A 22,228-nucleotide genomic window follows, 5' to 3' on the forward strand; every position below is an offset into this window, starting at 1 on the left:
CGCTCAAACCGAGGAAGGTTCAAGTTCATAAAGCTCCTCCCCAGAAGGGGAGGGGCTTGCCCGTTATCATTCCGCCGGCTGCGCTCCACCGTAACCGATCGGCGTGCGCGGCCCGGGCTGGTCGATTACCGGGCGGTTTTCGTCGCCGGGGCGATAGGTCAGCAGGCGGCGGGTCAGCTTCGGCCCGAGCCATGCCTCGATTCCGATCGCGAGACTGAAGCTTGCCGGCACGATGAGCAGCGTCAGCACGGTCGACAGGATCAGCCCGCCGATCACGACGGTGCCCATCGGCGCGCGCCACGACGCGTCCCCCGACAGCGACAGCGCGGTCGGCACCATGCCGGCGACCATCGCCACCGTGGTCATCACGATCGGCTGCGCGCGCTTGTGACCCGAATCCTCGATCGCCTCCATGCTCGGTACGCCCTTGCCCATTTCCTCGAGCGCGAAGTCGATCAGCAGGATCGAGTTCTTGGCGACGATCCCGAACAGCATCAGCAGCCCGATATAGACCGGCATCGAAATCGGCTGGCCGGCGATCCACAACGCGATCAAGCCACCCAACGGCGCGAGCAGCAGCGAGCCCATGTTGACGAACGGCGGCAGAATGCGGCGGTAGAGCAGCACCAGCACCGCGAACACGAGGAAGATGCCCGACGCGAGCGCGATGAAGAAGTTCTTGATCATCTCGCCCTGCCACTTCTGCTGGCCAAGCGTCAGCTGACTGATTCCGGCGGGGAGGTTCTTGAGCGAGGGGATCTGGCTGATCTGCTTCCACGCTTCGCCCGATACCAACGGCTTGCCGGTCTTGGGGTTGATCCCGAGGTCGGCGCCGATCGTCACCTGGCGCTGGAGCTGGACTCGCGCGATCTTGTTCGGGCTCGCGCCGAACCCGATATCGGCGACGGTCGACAGCGGCACCGATCCGCCATTTGCGGTCGGCACCGGCAGGTTCTCGATCGTCGACATTCGCGAGCGCGAGGATTGCTCGAGCGCCACGGTGATCGGCACCTGGCGATCGCTCAGCGAGAACTTCGCCTTGTTCTGGTCGATATCGCCCAGCGTCGCGAGGCGGATCGTGCTCGACAAAGCGGCGGTGGTGACGCCGAGATCGGCGGCGACATCGAAGCGCGGGCGGATGATCAGCTCGGGCTGTTGCAGATCGCCCTGCACGCGCGGGGCGGTGACGACCTTGAGCTTCTGGAGATCGGCAACGATCTTCTGCGCTTGGTCATTGAGCTTGGCCGGATCGGCGCCGCCGAGGACGATGGTGATATCGCGCCCGCTCGACCCCCAGCCTTGTTGCGAGCGGAACGACACGCGCGCATCGGTGATTTGCGCCAGCTGCGGCGCCAGCCGGCGCTCGAACTGGACACTGGTGATGTCCTTGTCCTTCTTGAAGATCGCGGTGACGCGAGCATTGCCGACGAACGTGCGGGTATAGACGTCCGCTACCTGCGGCTGCGCTTTGAGCAAGTTATAGACTTGGTCCGCGACCGTCTGGGTCTCGGCGAGTGTGGTGCCGGGCACCATCTCGATGTTGGCGGTCGTATCGTCCTGGTCCTGATCAGGCTGGAACGATTGCGGCAGGATCATAAAGAAGAAGATCGTGAGCACCAGTGCGCACGCGCCGCCGACGATGGCGGACCAGCGATGCCGCAGCGTCCAGCGCAGCGTGTTCATGTACCAGTCCATCATCCGGCCTTCGCCATGCTTGGCGTGCCCCTTCGCCCGCAGGAAATAGGCGGCGATCATCGGCGTGATCAGGCGAGCGACGGCAAGGCTCATCAGCACCGAGACGACGACGGTGAGGCCGAAATTCTTGAAGAACTGGCCGGCAACGCCGGGCATCAGCGCGACCGGGAAGAACACCGCGACGATCGACATGGTGGTGGCGAGCACCGCAATGCCGATCTCGTCGGCGGCGTCGATCGCTGCCTGGTACGCGGTCTTGCCCATGCGCATGTGCCGGACGATGTTCTCGATCTCGACGATCGCGTCGTCGACCAGCACGCCCGCCACCAAACTGAGTGCGAGCAATGTCATCTGGTTAAGCGTGAAGCCCATCAGCTGCATCACCCAGAAGGTCGGGATCGCCGAGAGCGGAATGGCGAGCGCGGAAATCGCGGTCGCCCGCCAGTCGCGCAGGAACAGGAACACGACCACGACGGCGAGCAAAGCGCCTTCGCCCATCGCCTCGAGCGCCGAATGGTACTGCTTCTCGGCATATTCGGTCTGGTTGAAGATCAGCTTGAACTTGACGTTCGGGTTGCGCTTCTCGAGGTCGGCGAGCTTCTTTTCGGCGCCGTGGAAGACGCTGATGTCCGATGCCGACTTGGCGCGCTGGAAGTCGAACGTGATGACCTGAGCGCCGTTGAGCTGCGATGCCGATCGCGCCTCGGCAGCGTCATCGACAACGGTCGCGATGTCGGTCAGTCGCACCATTCGGCCGCTGCCGATCGAAATCTGCATCTGCCCGAGATTATACGCATCCTTGGCGTTGCCGAGCACGCGCACGGTCTGTTCGGAGCCGGCGATCTCCGCGCGGCCGCCGGCGGCGTTGAGGTTGACTTGGCGCAGCTGCGCGTTGACCTGCGCCGCGGTCAGCCCGAGCGACTGCATTCGCGCGGGGTCGAGCTTGACTCGAATCTCCCGGTCGACGCCGCCGTTGCGATTGACGGTGGATAGGCCGGGGACCGACAGCAACTCCTTGGTGACGGTGTCGTCGATGTACCAGCTGAGATTCTTGACCGTCATCGCGGTCGAGATCGCCGCATAGCTCGCCAGGTCGTTGCCGCTGGTGTCGATCCGGATCACTTGCGGTTCGAGGATGCCGTCGGGCAGCGAGCTGCGCACTTGCTGGATCGCGCTGCGGATATCCTCGATCGCGCGGTCGGTGTTGGTGCCGATCTGGAGCTGGACCGCGGTCTGCGAATTGCCTTCGGTGACGGTCGAATCGATCTCGTCGACCCCCGACAGGCTGCGCACGGCAGTCTCGATCTTTTGCGTGACTTGGTTCTCGAGCTCGGTCGGCGCCGCGCCGGGTTGCGAGACGACCACGAACACCAACGGAAAATCGATGTCCGGGTCCTGGTTGACCTGCATGGTGAAGAACGCGAACAGCCCCGCGATCGACAGCATGAAGAACAGCACGAGGCTGGGGACCGGATTTCGGATCGACCAGGCGGAAATGTTGCGGAAGCCCATGGACTTGGTCCTTACTTGGTCGCGGTCATCGGCTTGAGCACCGGCTTGATCTTCTGCCCGGGGCTCAGGAACGCGCCGGCCTGGAGCACGACTCGCTCGTTGCCGGCGAGGCCGCTGACGATCGCCACGCCGGCGTCGGTGACTTCACCGGTCGTCACTCGAACCGGCTGCACCTTGTCGTTCTTGTCGACGACATAGACGTAATTGCCCTGCGCGTCGGTCTGGATCGCGGCGTTGGGCAGCACCGGCGCGGTATTGGCACCGATCTGGATCGTCGCCGAGGCGAACCCGCCGGGACGCAGCGAGCGGTCGAACGGCAGCGCGATACGCACCGTGCCGCGGCGGGTCTGCGGATCGATCACCGCCGGCAACTGCCACACATGCCCGGTATAGCTGGCGGTGCCTCCGACCGGGACGACCGTCGCGACGGCGCCCACGAAGATGCCCGGCAGATCGCTTTCGGCCACATCGGCCTTCAATTCGAGCTCGCCGCCCTTCGCGATGCGGAACAGCACGCCCGACCCGGCGCTGACGATCTGGCCTGGTTCGACCGAGCGGCTCAGCACCAGCCCGGCCGCAGGCGCGCGGATATCGAGCCTGCCGTTCGCCGCGCGCTGTTGCGCCAGCGTCGCTTCGGCCACGCGAACGCGCGCGTTCGCCGCATCGCGAGTCGCGGTCTTGGTCTCAATGTCGGCTTTCGAGATATACCCGCCCGAAACGAGCTTCATTGCGCGGTCCAGTTCGGATTGCGCCAGCGTCGCATCGGCCTGTGCGACGCGGATCTGCGCCGCGAGCGACGCCGCGGTCTGCGTCTGGACCGAGCGATCGACCGTCGCCAGAACCTGGCCCGCGCCGACCCATTGGCCGGGCTGGACCAGCACCGCGGTTACGCGCCCGCCTTCGCCGGCGACGCCGACCGGCATCTCGACTCGCGCCGCGAGCGATCCGGTCGCGGCGACCTGGCGCGCGACCGCGTTGTTGCCGGGGACGCCGACGGAAACCACCGGCAGCTGGTCGCCCTGCGGCGCGGTGGGGCCGGCACCCGCCGGCGCGGCGGGCTTGTGCGGACGCATCAGGACGAACGCGAGGATCAGCACGACCACCACGGCGGCCCCGATGATCAGCCAGCGCCGCGAGCGCTTGCGCTCGCTGTCGTCGGTGATCGCGTACATGTCGCCCGACTCGTAATTCATCTCAGCCACGTCCCCACGCCCGTCATTGTGGAGGCTCCAGGCCCCCGGTTCGAACTGTATTACAGAAATAAAGCACCGAGCTCAAGAGGCTCGGCACCGCCCCGCGCGCGCTTTGCCCGTTTCGGGCCTGAATCGCAACCGCGCGCGCCGTTAGAGTGCAAATAACGGCTCCGTAACGGATCGTTGGCGCGTTCGTTCATCACGGGTAAGCGTGACGCGTACCATTCATGCAAGGCGGAATGACCGCCCGAGGAGATCGATATGCGTCCAACCCTGGCAGCCGCCCTGATCCTGGCATCACTCGCAACCGTGCCGGCGGCGGCGCAAGTCGCCATCGTTCCGGCGACCATCCCGGACGGCACGGTGCTCGACGTCGTTGCGACCGGCAAGACCACGCGGGTGCCCGACGTCGCGACAATCCGCGCGGGAGTGGTGACTCAAGGCGCGACGGCGGCGCAGGCGCTCGCGGACAGTGCGGCGCGTATGACTCGCGTGCTGGCGGCGCTGAAGACCGCAGGCGTGGCGCCGCGCGACGTCGCGACCGCGAACGTCTCGCTCCAGCCACAATATCGCTACGAAGACAACAAGCCGCCGGTGATCACCGGCTATCAGGCGTCGAACAGCGTCTCGATCCGGTTTCGCGACATCGCGCGATCGGGTGCGATCCTCGACATATTGGTCGGGCAGGGGGCGAATCAGATCGACGGACCGAACCTGTCGCTCGAGCAGCCCGATGCTGCGCTCGACGAAGCTCGGGTCGATGCCGTCAAGCAGGCGCGGGCGCGGGCGGAACTCTACGCGCGGGCCGCAGGGCTCAGCGTCGCAAGGATCATGACCATCAGCGAGGCCGGCGAGAACGCCCCGCCGCCGCCGATGCCGATGTATGCAATGCAATCGGCAAGATTAGCGAAGGCCGACACCATGATCGCCCCGGGCGAAACCGACGTCACCGTCACGGTTTCGGTGCGCTTCCTGCTCAAGTGACGCGAAAAAGGGGCCACTCCCACACCGGGTGCGGCCCCTTCTTTGGACTCTGACGGCTTGCCTAGCGGACGCGGCCGCGCTGGATCAGGTTGAGGATCACCAGCAGGATGATCGCGCCGATCACCGAATAGACGAACGTCATCGCCGTTATCGCTTCGTTGATTCCGGCGCCGAAGATCAGGTTGGCAATCACCGCGCCGACGATGCCGACGACGATGTTGATGAGGACACCAGAGCCGGTGCCGCGCACGACGAGGCTGGCCAGCCAGCCGGCAAGACCGCCGATGACCAACCAGATGATGATGGCTTCAAGCATTGTGACCCTCCGTTATCGCGTCCGCACGATTGTCGGACTATCGGAGGGGATGACTCTCGAATCGGCGGTTTTGTTCCGCTACCGTTTCGTCGCTGCGAAGCTCAATACTTTTGCTGGCGCTCGTAGAGGCTCTTGTAGTGCTGGATGCGCGTGACGCGCAGCCCCGGCATCCCCGACCGATCGATCGCGCGCTGCCAGCCGGCGAATTCCTCGACCGTCAGGCTGTAGCGAGCGCACACTTCATCGACCGACAACAGGCCGCCATTGACCGCGGCGACCACCTCGGCCTTGCGGCGAACCACCCATCGCGTCGTTTCGGGCGGCGGCAACGTATCGAGCGTGAGCGGCTCGCCGAGCGGACCGATCACCTTTGCTGGCCTTATTTTCTGGTTCTCGATCATTCGCTACCTCGATTGGGTCGGGGGGACCCCATTAATCTCTATCAATAACGGCCATTACCGGCCGGACTTGAACATCCTTTGAAGCTGCTAGGTAAACGCGCTGTTCACCCCTGGCTCGGTCATGTGCCGCCATCGCGCGATCCGAACCGCCTGGCGCGAGTCGAACGAACCCGAGCGCGGACGAAACGGCAGATCGGCGAGCACCGTCGGGGCGAAGCGCGCCTGGACCATCGCGGTCGGCGACGCCGCTTGCCGAGCGGCGATTCCGACCAGCAGCACGGCGAGGTCGGGCGGAATCGTCGCGACCGACGCGTCGTGCTCGAATCGGAGGTAGCTCAGGTCCACGCATCACTCGTCATTGTTCAAACAGAAAGACGGTGTAGCGGACGGGGCCTAACGCCCGGTTACCTAGGAAATATGTTTCGACGTCCCTATGGGGGACGCGCCATGACCGAAGCCGATTTCCAGCTGGGGCCCGATCTGTCGGGCAAGCGCATCGTCGTCGCGATGTCGGGCGGGGTCGATTCGTCGGTGGTTGCGGCACTCGCGGCGCGAACCGGCGCGGAGACGATCGGGATCACGCTGCAGCTCTACGACCACGGCGAGGCGACCGGGCGCGCCGGGTCGTGCTGCGCCGGCCGCGACATCCGCGACGCCCTCGCGGTGTGCGATCGGCTCGGCATCGCGCACTATGTCCACGACCACGAAAGCGCGTTTCGCGAAAGCGTGATCGACCAGTTCGCCGACGATTACGTGGCGGGGCGAACGCCGATCCCCTGCGTCCGCTGCAACATGGGACCCAAGTTCACCGACCTGTTCAGGCTCGCGCGCGATCTCGGCGCCGATTGTCTCGCGACGGGGCATTATGTGCGCCGAGTCGAGGGGCCGGCAGGAGCGGAATTGCACCGCGCCGCCGATCCGGCGCGTGACCAGAGCTATTTCCTGTTCGCGACGACGCAGGATCAGCTGGAGTTCCTGCGCTTTCCCCTGGGCGGGATGCCCAAGGCACGCGTTCGCGAACTCGCGGCAGAACTGGGGTTGGGCGTCGCCGCCAAGCCCGACAGCCAGGATATCTGCTTCGTCCCCGATGGCGACTATGCGCGGCTCGTGAAGAAGCTGCGGCCGGAGGCGGGAACTGGCGGCGACATAGTCGACCTCGCTGGCCGCAAGCTCGGCGAGCATAAGGGGCTGATCCATTTCACCATCGGCCAGCGTCGCGGGCTGGAGATCGGCGGCAGCCCGGAGCCGCTCTACGTCGTCCGGCTCGACCCGGCGAGCAGGCGGGTGATCGTCGGCCCGCGCGCAGCGCTCGGCGTCGCGGCGGCGCGATTGAGCGACATCAACTGGATCGGCGGAAGCTATGTGGGGCCGATCACCGCCAAGGTCCGCAGCCTCGCCAAGCCGGTGCCCGCGCACCTCGACGGTGACCGCGTGACGTTCGACCTGCCCGAATATGGCGTCGCGCCGGGGCAGGCGGCGGTGCTCTACGCAGGCGACCGCGTGCTTGGCGGGGGGTGGATCGAGGACACGCTCGCGGCGGAGTCTGCGCTGGCGGCTTAGTCGCCGCCTTCGCCAACGGTTGTTAGGCGGTTTGGTCGGTCTTCGGGAAAAACTTCTCGATCACACTTGAGGCGAGTCGTGCAGGCCGCAACGTTTCGGCATCGACGCAGCACCAGCTCGACTTGACCTCTGCCAGCACATCCTCGCCGCGCTTGATCACGGTCTGATAGAAAGCGCGGGCGCCCTGCACCTTTTCGAGCAACACGGTCGCGATCACCTCGTCGTCGAGGAACGTCGGCTTGCGATACGTGATCTCATGCTTGAGCGCGACCCAGAGCAGGCTCGCGACCGCGTCGGCCGGCGCGATCTTGCGCCAATGGCTCAGCACCGCGTCCTGCACCCATTTGAGATACAACGCATTGTTGACGTGCCCCATGAAGTCGATGTCGGCAGCATGAATGGGCACGCGAAAATCGTGCGGGAGGGCGTAGTCGGTCACTGCCCGAATATAGGCGAGGGCGCGGATTTTCGCTAGTTTTCCCTAGCCTAGCCGACGCTACGGAAAGCGCGAGCGCGAAAATATTTTCCGTCAATCGAGCAGGAAGGTGCCTTCGAGCACGGTCACGCAGCTTCCGCCGAGCACGACACGGTCGCCCGCGAGCCGGCACGTCAGCCGCCCGCCGCGCTTGCTCGCCTGGTAGGCCGTGAAGCTGTCGCGCCCCAGCCGCTTCGCCCAATAGGGCACCATTACGGCATGCGCCGATCCGGTCACCGGATCTTCGTCGATCCCTGCGCCGCACGCGAACACGCGGCTGATGATGTCGCTGTCCTCGCCAGGCGCAGTGACGATCGTCAGCACGTCGCCTTCGCGGGCGAGCGCGCGGAAATCGGGATCGAGCGCGCGGATCTGTTCAGCGGTCTCGACCACGACTAGCCCGTAGCGATTCGGGTGCCACAGCGTCTCGACTGCGTCATTCAAGCCGAGCGCGGCGACGATCTCCGGCAGAGGCTTGGGCGCGGGCTCCCAGGCCGGCAGCGCGAGCTCGTACCCCGCACCGGCGCGCGCCACTTCGAGCATCCCGGCCTTGCGCGTCCGAAACCGCACGCGGTCGCGCGCCGGCTCCGACGACAACACGAAATGCCCGCTCGCGAGCGTCGCGTGCCCGCACAGCACCACTTCCGCCGCCGGGGTGAACCAGCGCAGGTCGAAATCGGCCTCGTCGTCCGCGCTGGCGACGATGAACGCGGTCTCCGACAGGTTGTTCTCGGCGGCGATGTTCTGCAGCACCGCGTCGTCGAGCCACGCCGCGAGCGGCATCACCGCCGCCGGGTTGCCCTCGAACGCGCGCGACGCGAACGCGTCGATCTGCGAAAACGGCAATCTCATAAGCGCTTCCCGAACCAGTGCGGCGTCACATCCGCCTCGACCAGCGGATTGTCGGTGTCGATATGTCCCTCGGGATCGAGGTGGATCAGCACCTCGACCTTGGGAAAGCTCTTGCGAAGGTCGTTCTCGACCGCTTCGACCACGTCGTGCGCCTCCTTCACCGTCATTTCTGGGGCGACGTACATGTGGAACTGCGCGAAATCGTGGCTGCCCGACCGGCGCGTGCGGAAATCGTGGATGCCCTTCAACTCGGGATGCCGCGCCGCGATATCGAGGAAACGCTTGCGCTGCTCCTCGGGCCATTCCTTGTCCATCAACTGGTCGATCGCGTTTGAGGACGCCTTGAACGCACCCCAGGCGAGCCAAGCGGCGATCAGGATGCCGAACACCGGGTCAGCGCCGCGCGCGCCCATATATTGGTCGAGCGCGATCGCCACGATCACCGCGAGATTGACGAACAGATCGGCCTGGTAGTGGACGTTGTCGGCCATGATCGCGACCGACCCGGTCTTGCGGATGACGCTGCGCTGGTAACCGAGCAGTGCGAAGGTGGCGATGATCGCGAGCACCGACACACCGATCCCGAAACCGGCCTCACTCGTCGGAGCGCTGTCGTTGAAGCGCAGCACCGCGCGCCACGCAATCCCGACCGCTGAGACCGCGATCAGCGCGACCTGGAACAAAGCCGCGAGCGCTTCGGCCTTGCCATGGCCGAAGCGGTGGTCGTGATCGGCGGGCTCGGCGGCAAGCCGGACGCCATAAAGGGTGACGAGGCTGGCGAGCAGGTCGAGCCCGGTATCGGCGACGCTGCCGAGCATCGCCACCGAGCCGGTTGCCCAGGCGGCATAGCCCTTGAGCAACAGCAACGCGGTCGCGACGCCGACGCTGGCGAGCGCGGCGCGGATCGCGAACGGAATGACCCTGCGGCGTTCGTCGGCGGTCATGGGTAGAGCAACCTCTCGGTCCAGCCACGCTCGCTAGCACGATCGAACACGCGGCGCTCGTGCAGGCGGTGCGCGCGCTCCTGCCAGAACTCGATATGGTGGGGGGTCAGGCGATAGCCGCCCCAATGCGGCGGGCGCGGCACGTCCTGCCCGTCGAACTTGCCTTGCACCTCGGCGAAACGTGCTTCGAACGTCGCGCGGTCGGCGAGCGGGCGCGACTGGTCCGAGGCCCAGGCGCCGAGCTGTGAGTCGCGGCTGCGCGAAGCAAAATAGACGTCCGATTCGGCCACGCTGGCCAGAGTGAGCGCGCCCTCGATCCGCACTTGGCGGCGCAGCGACTTCCAATGGAACAGCAATGCTGCGCGCGGGTTGGCCGCGATCTCGCCGGCCTTGCGGCTCTCGCGGTTGGTGTAGAACACGAACCCATCGGGTCCATGCCCCTTGAGCAGCACCATGCGCACCGACGGCCGCCCGCTTGCGTCCGCGGTCGCCAGCGCCATCGCATTCGGATCGTTCGGCTCGCCCGCTTTCGCTTCGGCCAACCAGGCATCGAACAGGGCGAGGGGATCGTCGGCCATGCGCGGCCCCTTAACGCACCGCACGGCCAAGGGGAACGACTCTCCCGCTCGGGAATTGAATCGGTTTCGCAACGACGGAGTAAGCGATGGCCGCGCGCGCCTATTGGCAGGGACAGATACGGTTGGCGTTGGTCTCGATTCCCGTGGAGATCTATACCGCGACCAAATCGGGCGCGTCGGTGGCGTTCCACCAGATCCACGAGCCGTCGGGCAAGCGTGTCAAATACGAGAAGGTCGTGCCCGGCATCGGGCCGATCGATACCGACGAGATCGTCAAGGGATTCGAGTATGAAAAGGGCGAATACGTCCTGCTCGACCAGGACGAGATCGACGCGGTCAAGCTCGAATCGAAGAAGACGCTGGAGCTGACCCAATTCGTCGATGCGAGCGAGATCGACGTGCTCTATTTCGAGCGGCCATATTTCGTCGTGCCTGCCGACGACCTCGCCGAGGAAGCGTTCATCGTGCTGCGCGAGGCGCTGCGGCGCTCGAAGAAGGTGGGCCTGGGCCAGCTCGCGATGCGCGGGCGCGAATATGTCGTCAGCCTGAAGCCGTGCGGGCGCGGCATGGTGCTCGAGACTTTGCGCTACGCCGACGAGGTCAACAAGGCGCAGGGCTATTTCCGCGACATCCCCGACAGCAAGCCCGACGAGGATCTGCTCGACCTCGCCACCACCTTGATCGACAAGAAGACCGCGAGCTTCGATCCGCAGGAATTCCACGATCGTTATGTCGATGCGCTCAAGGATTTGATCGCGCGCAAGGCCAAGCAGAAGTCGAACCGCAAGATCATCGAGGACAAGGACGACGAAGGGCCCGGCCGTTCGGGATCGAACGTGGTCGACCTGATGGCCGCGCTCAAGAAATCGATCGAACGGCCCGCCGCTCGGCCCGCGCAGAAGGAAAGCACGACGACGACCAAGAAGACCTCGCAAAAGAAAGCGCCGGCGCGCGCCGCGGCGAAGAAGCGAGCCTGATCGATGGCCGAGCGCGACCCACTCGCCACGTACAACGCCAAGCGCGATTTTGCCGTAACCGCGGAACCGCGCGGCGAGCTCGGTCCCGGCCACGGCAACCGCTTCATGGTGCAGAAGCACGACGCGACCAGGCTGCACTGGGATTTGCGGCTCGAGGTCGATGGCGTGATGAAAAGCTGGGCGGTGACTCGCGGCCCCAGCCTCAACCCCGACGACAAGCGCCTTGCGGTTCAGACCGAGGATCATCCGCTTTCCTATTCGGATTTCGAGGGGACGATCCCGCAGGGCGAATATGGCGGCGGCACGGTGATGCTGTGGGACGACGGCTGGTGGGAACCGATCCCCGGCAAATCGGCCAAGGACCTCGAGAAAGGCCACCTCCATTTCATCCTCCACGGCGAGCGGATGAAGGGCGAATGGCTGCTGATCCGCCTGCGCCCGCGCGGCAAGGAGAAGCACGTCAACTGGCTGCTGCGAAAGCTGGAGGACGATTATGCCGGCGGCTCGGACGATCTCGTCGAAGGCGCGGTGACCAGCGTCAAGACCGGACGGACGATGGCCGAGATCGCGACCGCGAAGAAGGCGAAGGAGCTGGCGAGCTGGATGGCGTTGCGCGCTGAACGCTCGTCGCCCCGGCGGAAGCCGGGGCCGCTGGAAGTCAAAGCGCAACCCAAGCAACGTAGCGGCCCCGGCCTTCGCCGGGGCGACGCCAAGATGCCCGCGTTTCATGAACCGCAACTGTGCACGCTCGTCGACAGCGTGCCCACCGGCACCGGCTGGATCCACGAGGTCAAATATGACGGCTACCGCGTGCTGGTCGCGGTCGCGGGCGGCAAGGCCAAGGTCTATACGCGCAAGGGGCTGGATTGGACCGACAAGTTCCCGGGCATCGCCGAGGCCGCCGCGACGCTCCCGGTCAGATCGGCGCTGATCGACGGCGAGGTCGTCGCGTTCAAGGAGGGGCGCCCGGATTTTTCGACGTTGCAGGATGCGATCGCCAACGGCGGGCCGATGACGCTGTTCGCATTCGACTTGCTCGAACTCGATGGTGAGAAGCTCGATAAGCTCCCCAACATTCAGCGCAAGGAGCAGCTGCGCCCGGTGATCGAAGGCGTTGACCAACGCTTGCAATTCGCCGAGCATATCGTCGGCGAGGGCGAGAAGCTGTTCGATACGATGTGCCGCGAAGGCTATGAGGGGATCGTCTGCAAGCGCGCCGATGCGCCCTATCGCGGCAAGCGGACGCAAAGCTGGCTCAAGGTCAAATGCCTCAAACGCCAGGAATTCGTCATCGTCGGCTGGACCGAGAGCGATAAGTCGCGCGGCTTCCGCGCGCTGCTGCTCGGCGTGAATGAGGACGGTAAGCTGCGGTATGCGGGCAAGGTCGGGACCGGCTTCAACGTTGCGACGATGAACGATCTTCGCGCCAAGCTCGATGCCTTGGCGCGCAAGACGCCGACGGTCGAGGCGCCGCGCGCCGCCACCCGCGGGGCGCATTGGGTCACGCCGAAGCTGGTCGGCGAGATTGCCTTTACCGAAGTGACCCCCGACGGTGTGCTCCGCCACCCAAGCTTCCTCGGGCTGCGCGGCGACAAGGAGGCGGGCGAAGTGGTCGTGGAAAAAGCCAAGGCGGCGCCAGGACAGGCGTCATCGAGCATCAAGGTCACGCATCCCGACCGGCTGATCTTCCCCGAATCGACCGTTACCAAGGGCGATCTCGCCGCCTTTTACGACGCGATGGCGCCGGTCGCGCTGCAATGGATCGCCAACCGCCCGATCAGCCTGGTGCGGTGCCCGCAGGGGCGCGGCAAGCATTGCTTTTTCCAGAAGCACGACGCCGGATCGTTCGGCGATCACGTCAAGCATGTGATGGTTCGCGAGAAGGACGGGTCGGAGCAACCCTATCTCTACGTCGACGATGCCGACGGTCTGCTGACCTGCGTCCAGATGGGGACGATCGAATTCCACGGCTGGGGCTCGTCGGTCGCCGATATCGAGAAGCCCGACCGGCTGGTGTTCGACCTCGACCCTGATGAGGGCCTCGGGTTCGAGGCGGTCAAGAAAGCCGCGTTCGACCTCAAGCGGCACCTCGCCGAAATCGGCCTCGTCAGCTTCGCCATGCTGTCGGGCGGGAAGGGCGTTCACGTCGTCGTCCCGCTGACGCCGCAGGCCGATTGGCCGGTGGTCAAGGATTTCGCCGATCGCTTCTGCCGCGCGCTCGCGCAGGCCGAGCCGGACCGCTTCACCGCGACGATGTCGAAGGCCAAGCGCGTCGGCAAGATCTTCCTCGACTGGCTGCGCAATCAGCGTGGGGCGACTGCGGTCATGCCGTACACAGCGCGGGCGCGCGCCAGCGCACCGGTGTCCGCGCCGGTGACTTGGGCCGAGCTCGAGGACATCGACACCCCGGCGAAGTGGCATGTCGGCGATCAGGACGAATTGCTCGAACGCGCGTCGAGCAAGGGTTTGGCGGGATGGGGCGTTGCGCGGCAGGTGCTTCCGGATTTGTAGGACGGCGAATCTCCCCTCACGCCTCCCCGGCGGAAGGCCGGGGTCCAGTCGGAGAACGAGCGTAACCAGGCGCTGCGCGTCGTTACTACCGATTTCCCGATGGACCGGCTTTCGCCGGGAGGCGTTGAGGGAGAGGGCGCGCAATCGCGGTTGCCTCCCCGATGCTATTATGGTCGGGTGGCAACAGGGGTAATCATGGCCAGTCGCGTCACCGATGATCTATTCGACGCCGCTTCGCACGGCGCGCGCTGGCTGGCGGATTATCGCGGGCGCGCGAGTACGGACGATGTCGTCGCGCAGGGCGATCCCGCCGCTTGGGATGCGGCGTTCGAAGAGCTCGCCGTCGCCGCGGGCGACGATCTCGGCCATGCCCGCCGCCGGGTGCAGCGCCATGCCGAGGATATCGGGATGGGCTTCCGCATCGCCGGCGACGGCGACGAGCGGCCGTGGCCGGTCTCGCCGCTGCCGCTGCTGATCGGCGAGGACGAATGGCGCGGGATTGCGTCGGGCGTGACTCAGCGCGCGGAATTGCTCGAAGCGGTGCTGACCGATGTCTACGGGGAGGCGAAGCTGGTCGCGGATCGCGCGTTGCCCGCCGCCATCGTCACCGGCAGCCCGTTCTTCCTGCGTCCGATGGTCGGGCTGGCGCTGCCCGGAGGCCACCAATTGCAGTTCGTCGCGTTCGACCTGGCGCGCGGGCCCGACGGCGGCTGGCGCGTGCTCGCCGACCATGTCCGCGGCCCGTCGGGCGCGGGCTATGCGCTCGAGAACCGGCTCGCCACGTCGCGCACCCTCGGTGGCCTGCAGGAGCGGCTCAACGTCCAACGCCATGCGCCGTTCTTCGCGGCGTTTCGCGAGGGCCTCACCGCCGCATGCAAGCGCGCCGAGCCGCGCATCGGGCTGCTGACACCAGGCCGATGGAACGCAAGCTATGCCGAGCAAGCGCACCTCGCGCGTTATCTTGGTTTCCTGCTGGTAGAGGGCGCCGACCTGACCGTTGCCGACGACCGGCTCTACATCCGCACCATCGCCGGACTGAAGCGAGTCGATGCGCTGTGGCAACGCGCGGACCCGCGGCTGCTCGATCCGCTGGCGTTCGATTCGCACTCGCAGATCGGCGTCCCCGGGCTGATCGACGCGCTGGCCGCGCATAACGTCCTGGTCGCGAACTCGCCGGGCGCGGGTGTGCTCGAATCCCGGGCGATGCAGGCCTTCCTGCCGGCGCTCGCCGAACGGCTGACCGGCGAGCCGCTCAAGCTGCCCAACATCGCGACCTGGTGGTGCGGCGACGACGCCGCGCGTGCGATCGTCGAGGCGCGGCTCGACGAAATGCGGATCGCCCCGGCATTCGATGCCAACCCGCTCGGCTTGCCCGACGGCGCGGTGCAGGGCGCCGACCTGTCGCGCGAGGCGCGCGCCGCGCTGCTCGCCGATCTGGCGAAGCGGCCGGAGGATTATGTCGGGCAGGAGGTGGTGCGGCTGTCGACGATGCCGGTGGTCGCCGACAGCGAATTGGTCGCGCGCCCGTTTACGTTGCGCGTGTTCGCGGCGCGCGGGCTCGATGGCGGCTGGACCGTATTGCCCGGCGGGTTCGCGCGGATCGGCGAGCATTCCGACGCCCGCGCCGCCGCGATGGGCGACGGACTGTGGTCGGCCGATGTCGCGGTGATCGGCGCCGAGCCAGTCGCGCTCGAATCGCTTGTGCCGGCCACCGACGCGACTCAGATCCGCCGCAACCCCGGCACGCTGCCGAGCCGGGTCGCCGACAATTTCTATTGGCTCGGCCGCTATCTCGAACGCGGCGAGGCGCTGCTGACGCTGGTGCGCGTGATGCTCGGCAATTCGATCGATGCCGATACCGGGGCGGGGCTCGACCGCGACACGGTTGGGCGGATGGCGGGGATGGTCGTCGCGGGCGGCGCGGCGGCGCATCCCGAACGGCTCAAGCGCCCCGACCTCGTCCAGCTCGCGCGCACCGCGCTCGACGCGCAGGAGGGGTGGCACAACATCCCGGCGATCAATCGCCTCGCGCGCAATATCGCGGCGGTGTCGCGCGACCGGCTTTCGGCCGACGTCATCCGGCTGCTCGACGCGCCGCATCCGGCGAAGGGATCGATGCTCGATCGCTGCGGCTCGCTCCAGCGCCGCTACGCCGCCTTGTCGGGGCTCGCCGCCGAGCATATGGGACGCACCGCGACCTGGCGCTTCCACGACCTCGGCCGCCGTATCGAGCGCGGGATCGTCGTTGCTCGGCTGGTGCGGACGTTCGGGATGGCAGGCGCGACGAGCGACGATCTGTCGACCCTGCTCGACCTCGCCGACAGCCAGATCGGCTATCGTCAGCGGTATTTGACCGGGGTCGCTCGCGTGCCGGTGGTCGATCTCGTCGCGCTCGATCCGGGCAATCCGCGAAGCCTCGCCTATCAGGTCGATTGCATCGCCGCGCACCTCGACCAGCTCCCGGTGCTCCACGACGACGGGCTGCCGGAGGACCAGCAGGCCGAGGCATTGGCGCTCAAGGCGATGCTGGCGGCGACCAGCGCGGCGACTCTCGATGCCGACCAGCTCGGCGAGGCCGAGCGGCAGCTGGTCAGGCTGTCGGACGCGATCGCGCGGCGGTATTTCCTGCAAGGCGCGGAACCGTTGCGCGCGGGCGGACTTACGTTAGCGTGAGGTTGGGGGCGTGATCTACGACATTCGGCACGTCACGCGGTTCGACTATGGCCGGCCTGCGGGGTTCGCGCGGTGCAATTTGCGGCTCGAGCCGATCCATTGGTCGGGCCAGCAGATCGAGCATTATGCGCTGACCGTCACCCCGGCGGGAGAGACTCGGCCTGCGCTCGCCGCGGCGGGGCTCGCCAATGTGAAGCGGCTGGTGGTGCGCGAGCGGGTGCGCGAGCTGACGATCGAGAGCGTGTCGCGCGTGACGGTCGACCGGCCGGTGCCGATGCCGTCGCCCGACGACCCGACGCTGGCCGAGGTCGCCGCGCTGGCGCGCGCCGATCGCGAGATTGGCCCGGCCGGACCGGCGGCGTACCTCTACCCATCGCCGCTGATCCCGCTCGATCCCGACATTGCGGCGTGGTGCGCGGAAGACCTCGCACCCGGTCGCGGCGCGCTCGAAGCCGGGATCGCGCTCGCGCGCCGGATCCAGCGCGATTTCGTCTTCGACTCCGCCGCGACGCTGGTCGATACCGCGCCGCGCGAAGCGTTCCTGAAACGCCGCGGTGTGTGCCAGGACCTCACCCAGATCATGATCACCGGCCTGCGCGCCGCGGGACTGCCCGCGGCGTATGTCTCGGGCTATATCCGCACCATCCCGCCACCGGGGCAGGAACGGCTGGTCGGCGCCGACGCGACTCATGCCTGGGTGTTGCTGTGGTGCGGCCCGACACGCGGCTGGATCGGGCTCGATCCGACCAACGGCATCTGGATGGCCGGCGACCATATTGTGATGGCGATCGGCCGCGACTATGCCGAAATCGCGCCGATCGACGGCATCGTGCTCGGATCGGGCGCGCAGAAGATGACGGTCAGCGTCGATGTGGCGCCGTTCGAAGAACCGGCGCGGTGAAGCAATTGCGCAAACCGACCGCTTCCCCCAAATAGCACCGCAAGATGGCAGCCGATCCCTATACCACGCTTGGCGTCGCGCGCGGGGCGAGCGAGGCCGATATCAAGAAGGCCTATCGCAAGCTCGCGAAGGAGCTTCACCCCGACCGCAACAAGGACAATCCCAAGGCGTCGGAGCGATTCAGCCAGGTGACTCAAGCGTACGACCTGCTCACCGACAAGGACAAGCGCGCCAAGTTCGATCGCGGTGAGATCGATGCCGACGGCAACCCGGCGATGCCGTTCGGGTTCGGCGGCGGCGGCGGGCCGCAGCAGGGCGGTTTCCGCGCCGGGCCGGGCGGCGGGTTCGAGTTCGGCGGCGGTAGCGGCGGAGCCGATTTCGAGGATCTGCTCGGTGGCCTGTTCGGCGGGCGCGGGCGTGGCGGCAATGGCGGTTTCGCAAGCGGGTTCGGGCGGCGCCAGAGCCCCAAGGGCGCCAACGCGGCGTATCGCCTCACCGTGCCGTTCGTCGATGCGGCGACGCTCGCGCCGCAACGGATCACGCTCGCCGACGGCAAGACGATCGACCTGAAGCTCCCCGCGGGTGTCGAAAGCGGCACGCAGATGCGCCTGACCGGCAAGGGCCAGCCCGGGCCGGGCGGCGCGGGCGATGCGATCATCACGATCGAAATCCAGCCGCACCGCTTCTTCATCCGCGATGGCGACGACATCCGGCTTGACCTGCCGATCAGCCTGTCCGAAGCCGTGCTCGGCGCCAGCGTGCGCGTGCCGACCGTCGACAAGGCGGTGATGCTGACGATCCCCAAGGGATCGAGTTCGGGCAAGGTGCTGCGGCTCAAGGGCAAGGGTTTCAACAAGAAAGGCGGCGGGCGCGGCGACCAACTCGTCACGTTGATGGTCGACTTGCCGGTGAACGACGACGCGCTGGTCGAATTCGTCGAGGGGTGGAAAGACAAGGACAGGAACCCGCGCGGCAATCTGGGCGTCTGAGCACAGGGTCGAAATCCAGCTGGAGCGGCATCGTGACGGAGCCAAATTTGCGGTCAGGCAAGGAGCAAGGAGAGAGCGATGGACATACCATCGTGATCGACGCGCGACGCCGCATGACCGCAAATTTGGCCCGCCGCTCAGCGGTCGGCCGGAGAAGGCCGCTGGATGAGCAGGTGAAACTGCCCCCGGCAGTTTCAGCCCTGTCCGGGGGACAGGGCGACCGGCTCATCGTCGCTTGCTTGCGCGTAGCGCCGGCTACGCGTCTGCGCTGCGCTCCTAGCCAGCGGCCTTCTCCGGCCGATCACGACGTCGCTCCAGCTGGATTTCGACCCTAACCATGTCGCACATCTCGCCGCTGTCACCCGAAGCCCGCGCCGAGCGCGGCTATCACGAACGCAGAGGCAAGCCGGTTTGGGAGCGCGCCTGGATCGTTACCAAGCGCGTGTTCGTCGGCATCTTCGCCAACGGTTTCATGTACGCCGGCAACCTGGCCTATCTCGCTTTGATGACGGTGTTCCCGTTCTTCATCCTGGCGGCGGCGATCGCGTCGGTGTTCGGACAGCGCAGCGAGACGGTGTGCGCGGTCAATTCGTTCCTCTACACGCTGCCGCCGAGTGCCGGCGAACTGCTGCGCAAGCCGATCTCCGACGTGCTCGCCGCGCGCACGGGGTCGCTGCTGATCCTCGGCGCGGTGGTCGCTTTGTGGACGGTGGGAAGCTTCGTGGAAACGATCCGCGACGTGTTCCGGCGTGCCTATGGTGTGACGCTCGACAAGCCGTTCTGGCGCTATCGGCTGGGGTCGATGCTTGTGATCATCGGTTCGGTCGTGCTCGCATTGCTCGCGTTCCTGATCCAGGGCGTGCTGACCATCGTCGAACAGTTCATCTACCACTGGCTGCCCTGGGCGGAGGAAGTCGCGGGATGGATCGGGCTGTCGCGGCTGGTGCCCGGACTGATCATGTACGGCGCGCTCTACATGCTGTTCCTGTCGGTGACGCCGGGCCGGTATCGCGGGAAAGGATGCCCGCGCTGGCCGGGGGCGCTGTTCACGACCGTGTGGTGGATCGTCGCCACCTTGCTGTTGCCGGCAACGCTTGGTTTGTTCGGCGGCTACGACCTTACCTATGGCAGCCTCGCCGGAGTGATCGTGACGCTGTTGTTTTTCTGGATCATCGGGTTCGGCATCTCGATCGGCGCCCATCTGAACGCGGCACTAGCCGAAACGCCCCTCGACGACGTAAGGGAAAGCGGAACCAGTACGGAGGCCGTCGCGACGTGACCGGATTGATGCAGGGCAAACGCGGGCTGATCATGGGGCTCGCCAACGACAAGAGCCTGGCCTGGGGAATTGCCAAGAAGTTGAGCGAAGCGGGGGCCGAACTGGCTTTCAGCTATCAGGGCGAGACGATGGAGAAGCGAGTCCGCCCGCTCGCCGAACAGCTCGGCGTCGCGCGGCTGTTCGATTGCGACGTGTCGGACATGGCCAGCCTCGACCGGACCTTCGCCGATCTCGCCAAGGACTGGCCGACGCTCGACTTCGTCGTCCATGCGATCGGCTTTTCGGACAAGAACGAACTGCGCGGCCGCTTCATGGACACCAGTCTCGACAATTTCCTGATGACGATGAACATCAGCGTCTATTCGTTCGTCGCCGTCGCGCAGCGTGCCGCGGCGATGATGGCGCCATTCGATCCCGAAACGGGCAAGGGCGGCGGGTCGCTGTTGACGCTCAGCTATTACGGCGCGGAAAAAGTCATCCCGCATTACAACGTGATGGGGCTGGCCAAGGCGGCGCTCGAGACCAGCGTGCAATATCTCGCGGTCGATCTCGGTCGCGACAATATCCGGGTGAACGCGATTTCTGCGGGCCCGATCAAGACGCTGGCGGCGAGCGGGATCGGCGATTTCCGCCTGATCCTGAAGTGGAACGAGCTGAATTCGCCGCTCAAGCGCAACGTCACGATCGAGGATGTCGGGGGCGCGGGTCTGTATTTGCTCAGCGATCTCGCGAGCGGCGTGACCGGCGAGGTGCATCATGTCGATGCCGGCTACAACGTCATCGGCATGAAAGCCGAGGACGCCCCGGATATCGCACTGGCGTAGAACCCTCTCCCTGAGGGGAGAGGGAGGGGCCCGCCGCCGAAGGCGGTGGGAGGGTGAGGGGATGAAGCGACCGCCCGGCGAAGAGCCGCTAAAATTTCAGCGCGGGATGCGCCACAATCCCACTGGGCCGGAAAAGAGACTCTGGTCGGCTCTGCGCAACCGACAGGTCGCGGGCGCCAAGTTTCGCAAGCAGGTATGGCTGGGGCGCTACCTAGTCGACTTCTTCTGCGCTGAGGCCGGGCTTGCGATCGAGGTTGACGGCGACAGCCACGCGCATCAGCAGGACTATGACGAGCAACGCACGGCGTGGCTGAGCAGCGAAGGGTTTCGCATGGTCCGTTTTTCTAACGATGACGTGATGCGAAACTTGGAAGGCGTTGTCTTCACCGTTCAACAGTCCCTCACCCTCCCACTCGGCCGCGCCGAGTGGGCCCCTCCCTCTCCCCTAGAGGGAGAGGGGATTTGAGCCACAACAGCTTCGGCCACGTCTTTCGCTTCACCACCTGGGGGGAAAGCCACGGGCCGGCGATCGGGGCGGTGGTCGATGGATGCCCGCCGGGACTTAGCCTGAATGAAAGCGACATCCAGCCGTTCCTCGACGCGCGGCGGCCGGGGCAGTCGCGCTTCACGACGCAACGGCAGGAGCCTGATCAGGTGCGCATCCTGTCCGGGGTATTCGAGGGGCGGACCACGGGTACACCGATTTCGCTGATGATCGATAATGTTGACCAGCGCTCGAAGGATTATTCGGCGGTCGCGCAGGCGTATCGCCCCGGTCATGCCGATTATGCGTACGACGCCAAATATGGTCTGCGCGACTATCGCGGCGGCGGGCGATCGTCGGCGCGCGAGACCGCGAGCCGAGTCGCAGCGGGCGCGGTCGCACGGTTGGTGATCCCCAAACTGACGATCACCGCCTGGGTCGAGGCGATCGGCGGTGATGCGATCGACTATGCCCGGTTCGACGCGGGCGAAATCGCGAACAACCCGTTCTTCTGCCCAGACCCAAAGGCGGCGGAGCGCTGGGAAGCGGCGATCGACACCGCGCGCAAGGCGGGATCGTCGCTCGGCGCGGTGATTGCGTGCGAGGCGACCGGCGTGCCCGCGGGTTGGGGCGCGCCGCTCTACGCCAAGCTCGATGCCGAACTGGCTGGCGCGTGCATGTCGATCAACGCGGTCAAGGGCGTCGAGATCGGCGACGGCTTCGCTGCGGCCGCGTTGCGCGGCGAGGACAATGCCGACGCGATGCGCCCGAGCGAGCAAGGCCCGGCGTTCCTCGCCAACCATGCCGGCGGGATTGCGGGCGGGATCTCGACCGGGCAGCCGCTGCGGCTGCGCGTGGCGTTCAAGCCGACCAGCTCGATCCTGACGCCGGTCGAAACGATCACGCGCGAAGGCGAGGCGACCGAGATTTCGACCAAGGGCCGGCACGATCCCTGCGTCGGGATTCGCGGTGCCCCGGTCGTTGAAGCGATGGTGGCGCTGGTGCTCGCCGACCAGAAACTGCTCCACCGCGCGCAGTGCGGATAATTGCTTTGGCAGTGGAACTTCTCTGCTGCTGATC

General features: G+C 66.3%; 20 protein-coding genes. 11 read left to right on the forward strand and 9 right to left on the reverse strand.

The window, feature by feature from the left end:
- Window positions 1–66: 66 nt before the first annotated feature.
- A complete protein-coding gene (locus VH326_RS13980) occupies window positions 67–3,207 on the reverse strand; it encodes an efflux RND transporter permease subunit (protein WP_329632450.1) in 3,141 nt (1,046 codons plus the stop codon).
- An 11-nt stretch (window positions 3,208–3,218) separates the two neighbouring features.
- Window positions 3,219–4,400: an efflux RND transporter periplasmic adaptor subunit gene (locus VH326_RS13985; RefSeq protein WP_329632544.1), complete on the reverse strand. Its 1,182-nt coding sequence runs from the start codon at window positions 4,398–4,400 to the stop codon at window positions 3,219–3,221.
- A gap of 261 nt (window positions 4,401–4,661) precedes the next feature.
- Between VH326_RS13985 and VH326_RS13990 the strand changes: the two genes are divergently transcribed.
- The gene (locus tag VH326_RS13990) at window positions 4,662–5,384 is read left to right on the forward strand and encodes an SIMPL domain-containing protein (protein WP_329632451.1); all 723 of its coding nucleotides are present in this window, start codon (window positions 4,662–4,664) and stop codon (window positions 5,382–5,384) included.
- 61 nt (window positions 5,385–5,445) lie between these two features.
- Here the strand turns inward: VH326_RS13990 and VH326_RS13995 are convergent, their stop codons facing one another.
- From VH326_RS13995 to VH326_RS14005, 3 genes are all read right to left on the reverse strand, one after another.
- Window positions 5,446–5,700 (reverse strand): GlsB/YeaQ/YmgE family stress response membrane protein, encoded by a 255-nt coding sequence (locus VH326_RS13995; RefSeq protein WP_329632452.1) that lies wholly within the window; start codon window positions 5,698–5,700, stop codon window positions 5,446–5,448.
- Between the two features lie 101 nt (window positions 5,701–5,801).
- Complete coding sequence (locus tag VH326_RS14000) at window positions 5,802–6,101, reverse strand: DUF1153 domain-containing protein (protein WP_294047847.1); 300 nt, start codon at window positions 6,099–6,101, stop codon at window positions 5,802–5,804.
- Between the two features lie 87 nt (window positions 6,102–6,188).
- Window positions 6,189–6,446, reverse strand: a complete 258-nt coding sequence (locus tag VH326_RS14005; RefSeq protein WP_329632453.1) for a hypothetical protein — start codon at window positions 6,444–6,446, stop codon at window positions 6,189–6,191.
- 102 nt (window positions 6,447–6,548) lie between these two features.
- Between VH326_RS14005 and mnmA the strand changes: the two genes are divergently transcribed.
- Entirely contained in the window at window positions 6,549–7,661 is a 1,113-nt protein-coding gene (gene mnmA, locus VH326_RS14010; RefSeq protein ID WP_329632454.1) for a tRNA 2-thiouridine(34) synthase MnmA, read from the forward strand.
- Window positions 7,662–7,683: 22 nt separating this feature from the next.
- On the opposite strand, the gene VH326_RS14015 is transcribed toward mnmA, so the two are convergent.
- From VH326_RS14015 to pdxH, 4 genes are all read right to left on the reverse strand, one after another.
- Window positions 7,684–8,100 (reverse strand): thioesterase family protein, encoded by a 417-nt coding sequence (locus VH326_RS14015; protein ID WP_329632455.1) that lies wholly within the window; start codon window positions 8,098–8,100, stop codon window positions 7,684–7,686.
- A gap of 90 nt (window positions 8,101–8,190) precedes the next feature.
- Window positions 8,191–8,988, reverse strand: coding sequence for a PhzF family phenazine biosynthesis protein (locus VH326_RS14020; protein ID WP_329632456.1), 798 nt, complete (start codon window positions 8,986–8,988; stop codon window positions 8,191–8,193).
- Window positions 8,985–9,932: a cation diffusion facilitator family transporter gene (locus VH326_RS14025; protein ID WP_329632457.1), complete on the reverse strand. Its 948-nt coding sequence runs from the start codon at window positions 9,930–9,932 to the stop codon at window positions 8,985–8,987. The genes VH326_RS14020 and VH326_RS14025 overlap by 4 nt, the downstream gene beginning before the upstream one ends.
- Complete coding sequence (pdxH, locus tag VH326_RS14030; protein ID WP_329632458.1) at window positions 9,929–10,510, reverse strand: pyridoxamine 5'-phosphate oxidase; 582 nt, start codon at window positions 10,508–10,510, stop codon at window positions 9,929–9,931. The genes VH326_RS14025 and pdxH overlap by 4 nt, the downstream gene beginning before the upstream one ends.
- An 86-nt stretch (window positions 10,511–10,596) precedes the next feature.
- On the opposite strand from pdxH, the gene VH326_RS14035 reads away from it, so the two are divergent.
- From VH326_RS14035 to aroC, 9 genes are all read left to right on the forward strand, one after another.
- The gene (locus VH326_RS14035) at window positions 10,597–11,487 is read left to right on the forward strand and encodes a Ku protein (protein WP_329632459.1); all 891 of its coding nucleotides are present in this window, start codon (window positions 10,597–10,599) and stop codon (window positions 11,485–11,487) included.
- 3 nt (window positions 11,488–11,490) lie between these two features.
- Window positions 11,491–13,998: a DNA ligase D gene (gene ligD / locus VH326_RS14040; RefSeq protein ID WP_329632460.1), complete on the forward strand. Its 2,508-nt coding sequence runs from the start codon at window positions 11,491–11,493 to the stop codon at window positions 13,996–13,998.
- A gap of 195 nt (window positions 13,999–14,193) precedes the next feature.
- Window positions 14,194–16,671 carry a circularly permuted type 2 ATP-grasp protein gene (locus tag VH326_RS14045; protein WP_329632461.1) on the forward strand — a complete coding sequence of 826 codons (2,478 nt, stop codon included), beginning with the start codon at window positions 14,194–14,196 and terminating at the stop codon, window positions 16,669–16,671.
- A 10-nt stretch (window positions 16,672–16,681) separates the two neighbouring features.
- A complete protein-coding gene (locus VH326_RS14050; RefSeq protein ID WP_329632462.1) occupies window positions 16,682–17,572 on the forward strand; it encodes a transglutaminase family protein in 891 nt (296 codons plus the stop codon).
- Between the two features lie 44 nt (window positions 17,573–17,616).
- The gene (locus VH326_RS14055) at window positions 17,617–18,561 is read left to right on the forward strand and encodes a DnaJ C-terminal domain-containing protein (protein ID WP_329632463.1); all 945 of its coding nucleotides are present in this window, start codon (window positions 17,617–17,619) and stop codon (window positions 18,559–18,561) included.
- A gap of 337 nt (window positions 18,562–18,898) precedes the next feature.
- On the forward strand, window positions 18,899–19,840 hold the full coding sequence (locus VH326_RS14060) for a YihY/virulence factor BrkB family protein (protein ID WP_329632464.1): 942 nt from the start codon (window positions 18,899–18,901) through the stop codon (window positions 19,838–19,840).
- Window positions 19,837–20,664: an enoyl-ACP reductase FabI gene (fabI, locus tag VH326_RS14065; RefSeq protein ID WP_329632465.1), complete on the forward strand. Its 828-nt coding sequence runs from the start codon at window positions 19,837–19,839 to the stop codon at window positions 20,662–20,664. Before VH326_RS14060 ends, fabI begins: the two co-directional genes overlap by 4 nt.
- Window positions 20,665–20,725: 61 nt before the next feature.
- Entirely contained in the window at window positions 20,726–21,130 is a 405-nt protein-coding gene (locus VH326_RS14070; RefSeq protein ID WP_329632466.1) for an endonuclease domain-containing protein, read from the forward strand.
- Window positions 21,127–22,194 carry a chorismate synthase gene (gene aroC, locus VH326_RS14075; protein WP_329632467.1) on the forward strand — a complete coding sequence of 356 codons (1,068 nt, stop codon included), beginning with the start codon at window positions 21,127–21,129 and terminating at the stop codon, window positions 22,192–22,194. Before VH326_RS14070 ends, aroC begins: the two co-directional genes overlap by 4 nt.
- The last annotated feature ends 34 nt before the right edge of the window (window positions 22,195–22,228 follow it).

The organism is Sphingomonas sp., from assembly GCF_036269755.1.
Classification (GTDB): Bacteria; Pseudomonadota; Alphaproteobacteria; order Sphingomonadales; family Sphingomonadaceae; genus Sphingomonas.

Excerpts from the sequence above, each read along its gene's own strand:
- VH326_RS13980 (WP_329632450.1), bottom strand. The coding sequence starts at position 3,207 with ATGGGCTTCCGCAACATTTCCGCCTGGTCGATCCGAAATCCGGTCCCC.
- VH326_RS13985 (WP_329632544.1), bottom strand. The coding sequence starts at position 4,400 with ATGAATTACGAGTCGGGCGACATGTACGCGATCACCGACGACAGCGAG.
- VH326_RS13990 (WP_329632451.1), top strand. The coding sequence starts at position 4,662 with ATGCGTCCAACCCTGGCAGCCGCCCTGATCCTGGCATCACTCGCAACC.
- VH326_RS13995 (WP_329632452.1), bottom strand. The coding sequence starts at position 5,700 with ATGCTTGAAGCCATCATCATCTGGTTGGTCATCGGCGGTCTTGCCGGC.
- VH326_RS14000 (WP_294047847.1), bottom strand. The coding sequence starts at position 6,101 with ATGATCGAGAACCAGAAAATAAGGCCAGCAAAGGTGATCGGTCCGCTC.
- mnmA (WP_329632454.1), top strand. The coding sequence starts at position 6,549 with ATGACCGAAGCCGATTTCCAGCTGGGGCCCGATCTGTCGGGCAAGCGC.
- VH326_RS14020 (WP_329632456.1), bottom strand. The coding sequence starts at position 8,988 with ATGAGATTGCCGTTTTCGCAGATCGACGCGTTCGCGTCGCGCGCGTTC.
- VH326_RS14025 (WP_329632457.1), bottom strand. The coding sequence starts at position 9,932 with ATGACCGCCGACGAACGCCGCAGGGTCATTCCGTTCGCGATCCGCGCC.
- pdxH (WP_329632458.1), bottom strand. The coding sequence starts at position 10,510 with ATGGCCGACGATCCCCTCGCCCTGTTCGATGCCTGGTTGGCCGAAGCG.
- VH326_RS14035 (WP_329632459.1), top strand. The coding sequence starts at position 10,597 with ATGGCCGCGCGCGCCTATTGGCAGGGACAGATACGGTTGGCGTTGGTC.
- ligD (WP_329632460.1), top strand. The coding sequence starts at position 11,491 with ATGGCCGAGCGCGACCCACTCGCCACGTACAACGCCAAGCGCGATTTT.
- VH326_RS14045 (WP_329632461.1), top strand. The coding sequence starts at position 14,194 with ATGGCCAGTCGCGTCACCGATGATCTATTCGACGCCGCTTCGCACGGC.
- VH326_RS14055 (WP_329632463.1), top strand. The coding sequence starts at position 17,617 with ATGGCAGCCGATCCCTATACCACGCTTGGCGTCGCGCGCGGGGCGAGC.
- VH326_RS14060 (WP_329632464.1), top strand. The coding sequence starts at position 18,899 with ATGTCGCACATCTCGCCGCTGTCACCCGAAGCCCGCGCCGAGCGCGGC.
- VH326_RS14070 (WP_329632466.1), top strand. The coding sequence starts at position 20,726 with ATGAAGCGACCGCCCGGCGAAGAGCCGCTAAAATTTCAGCGCGGGATG.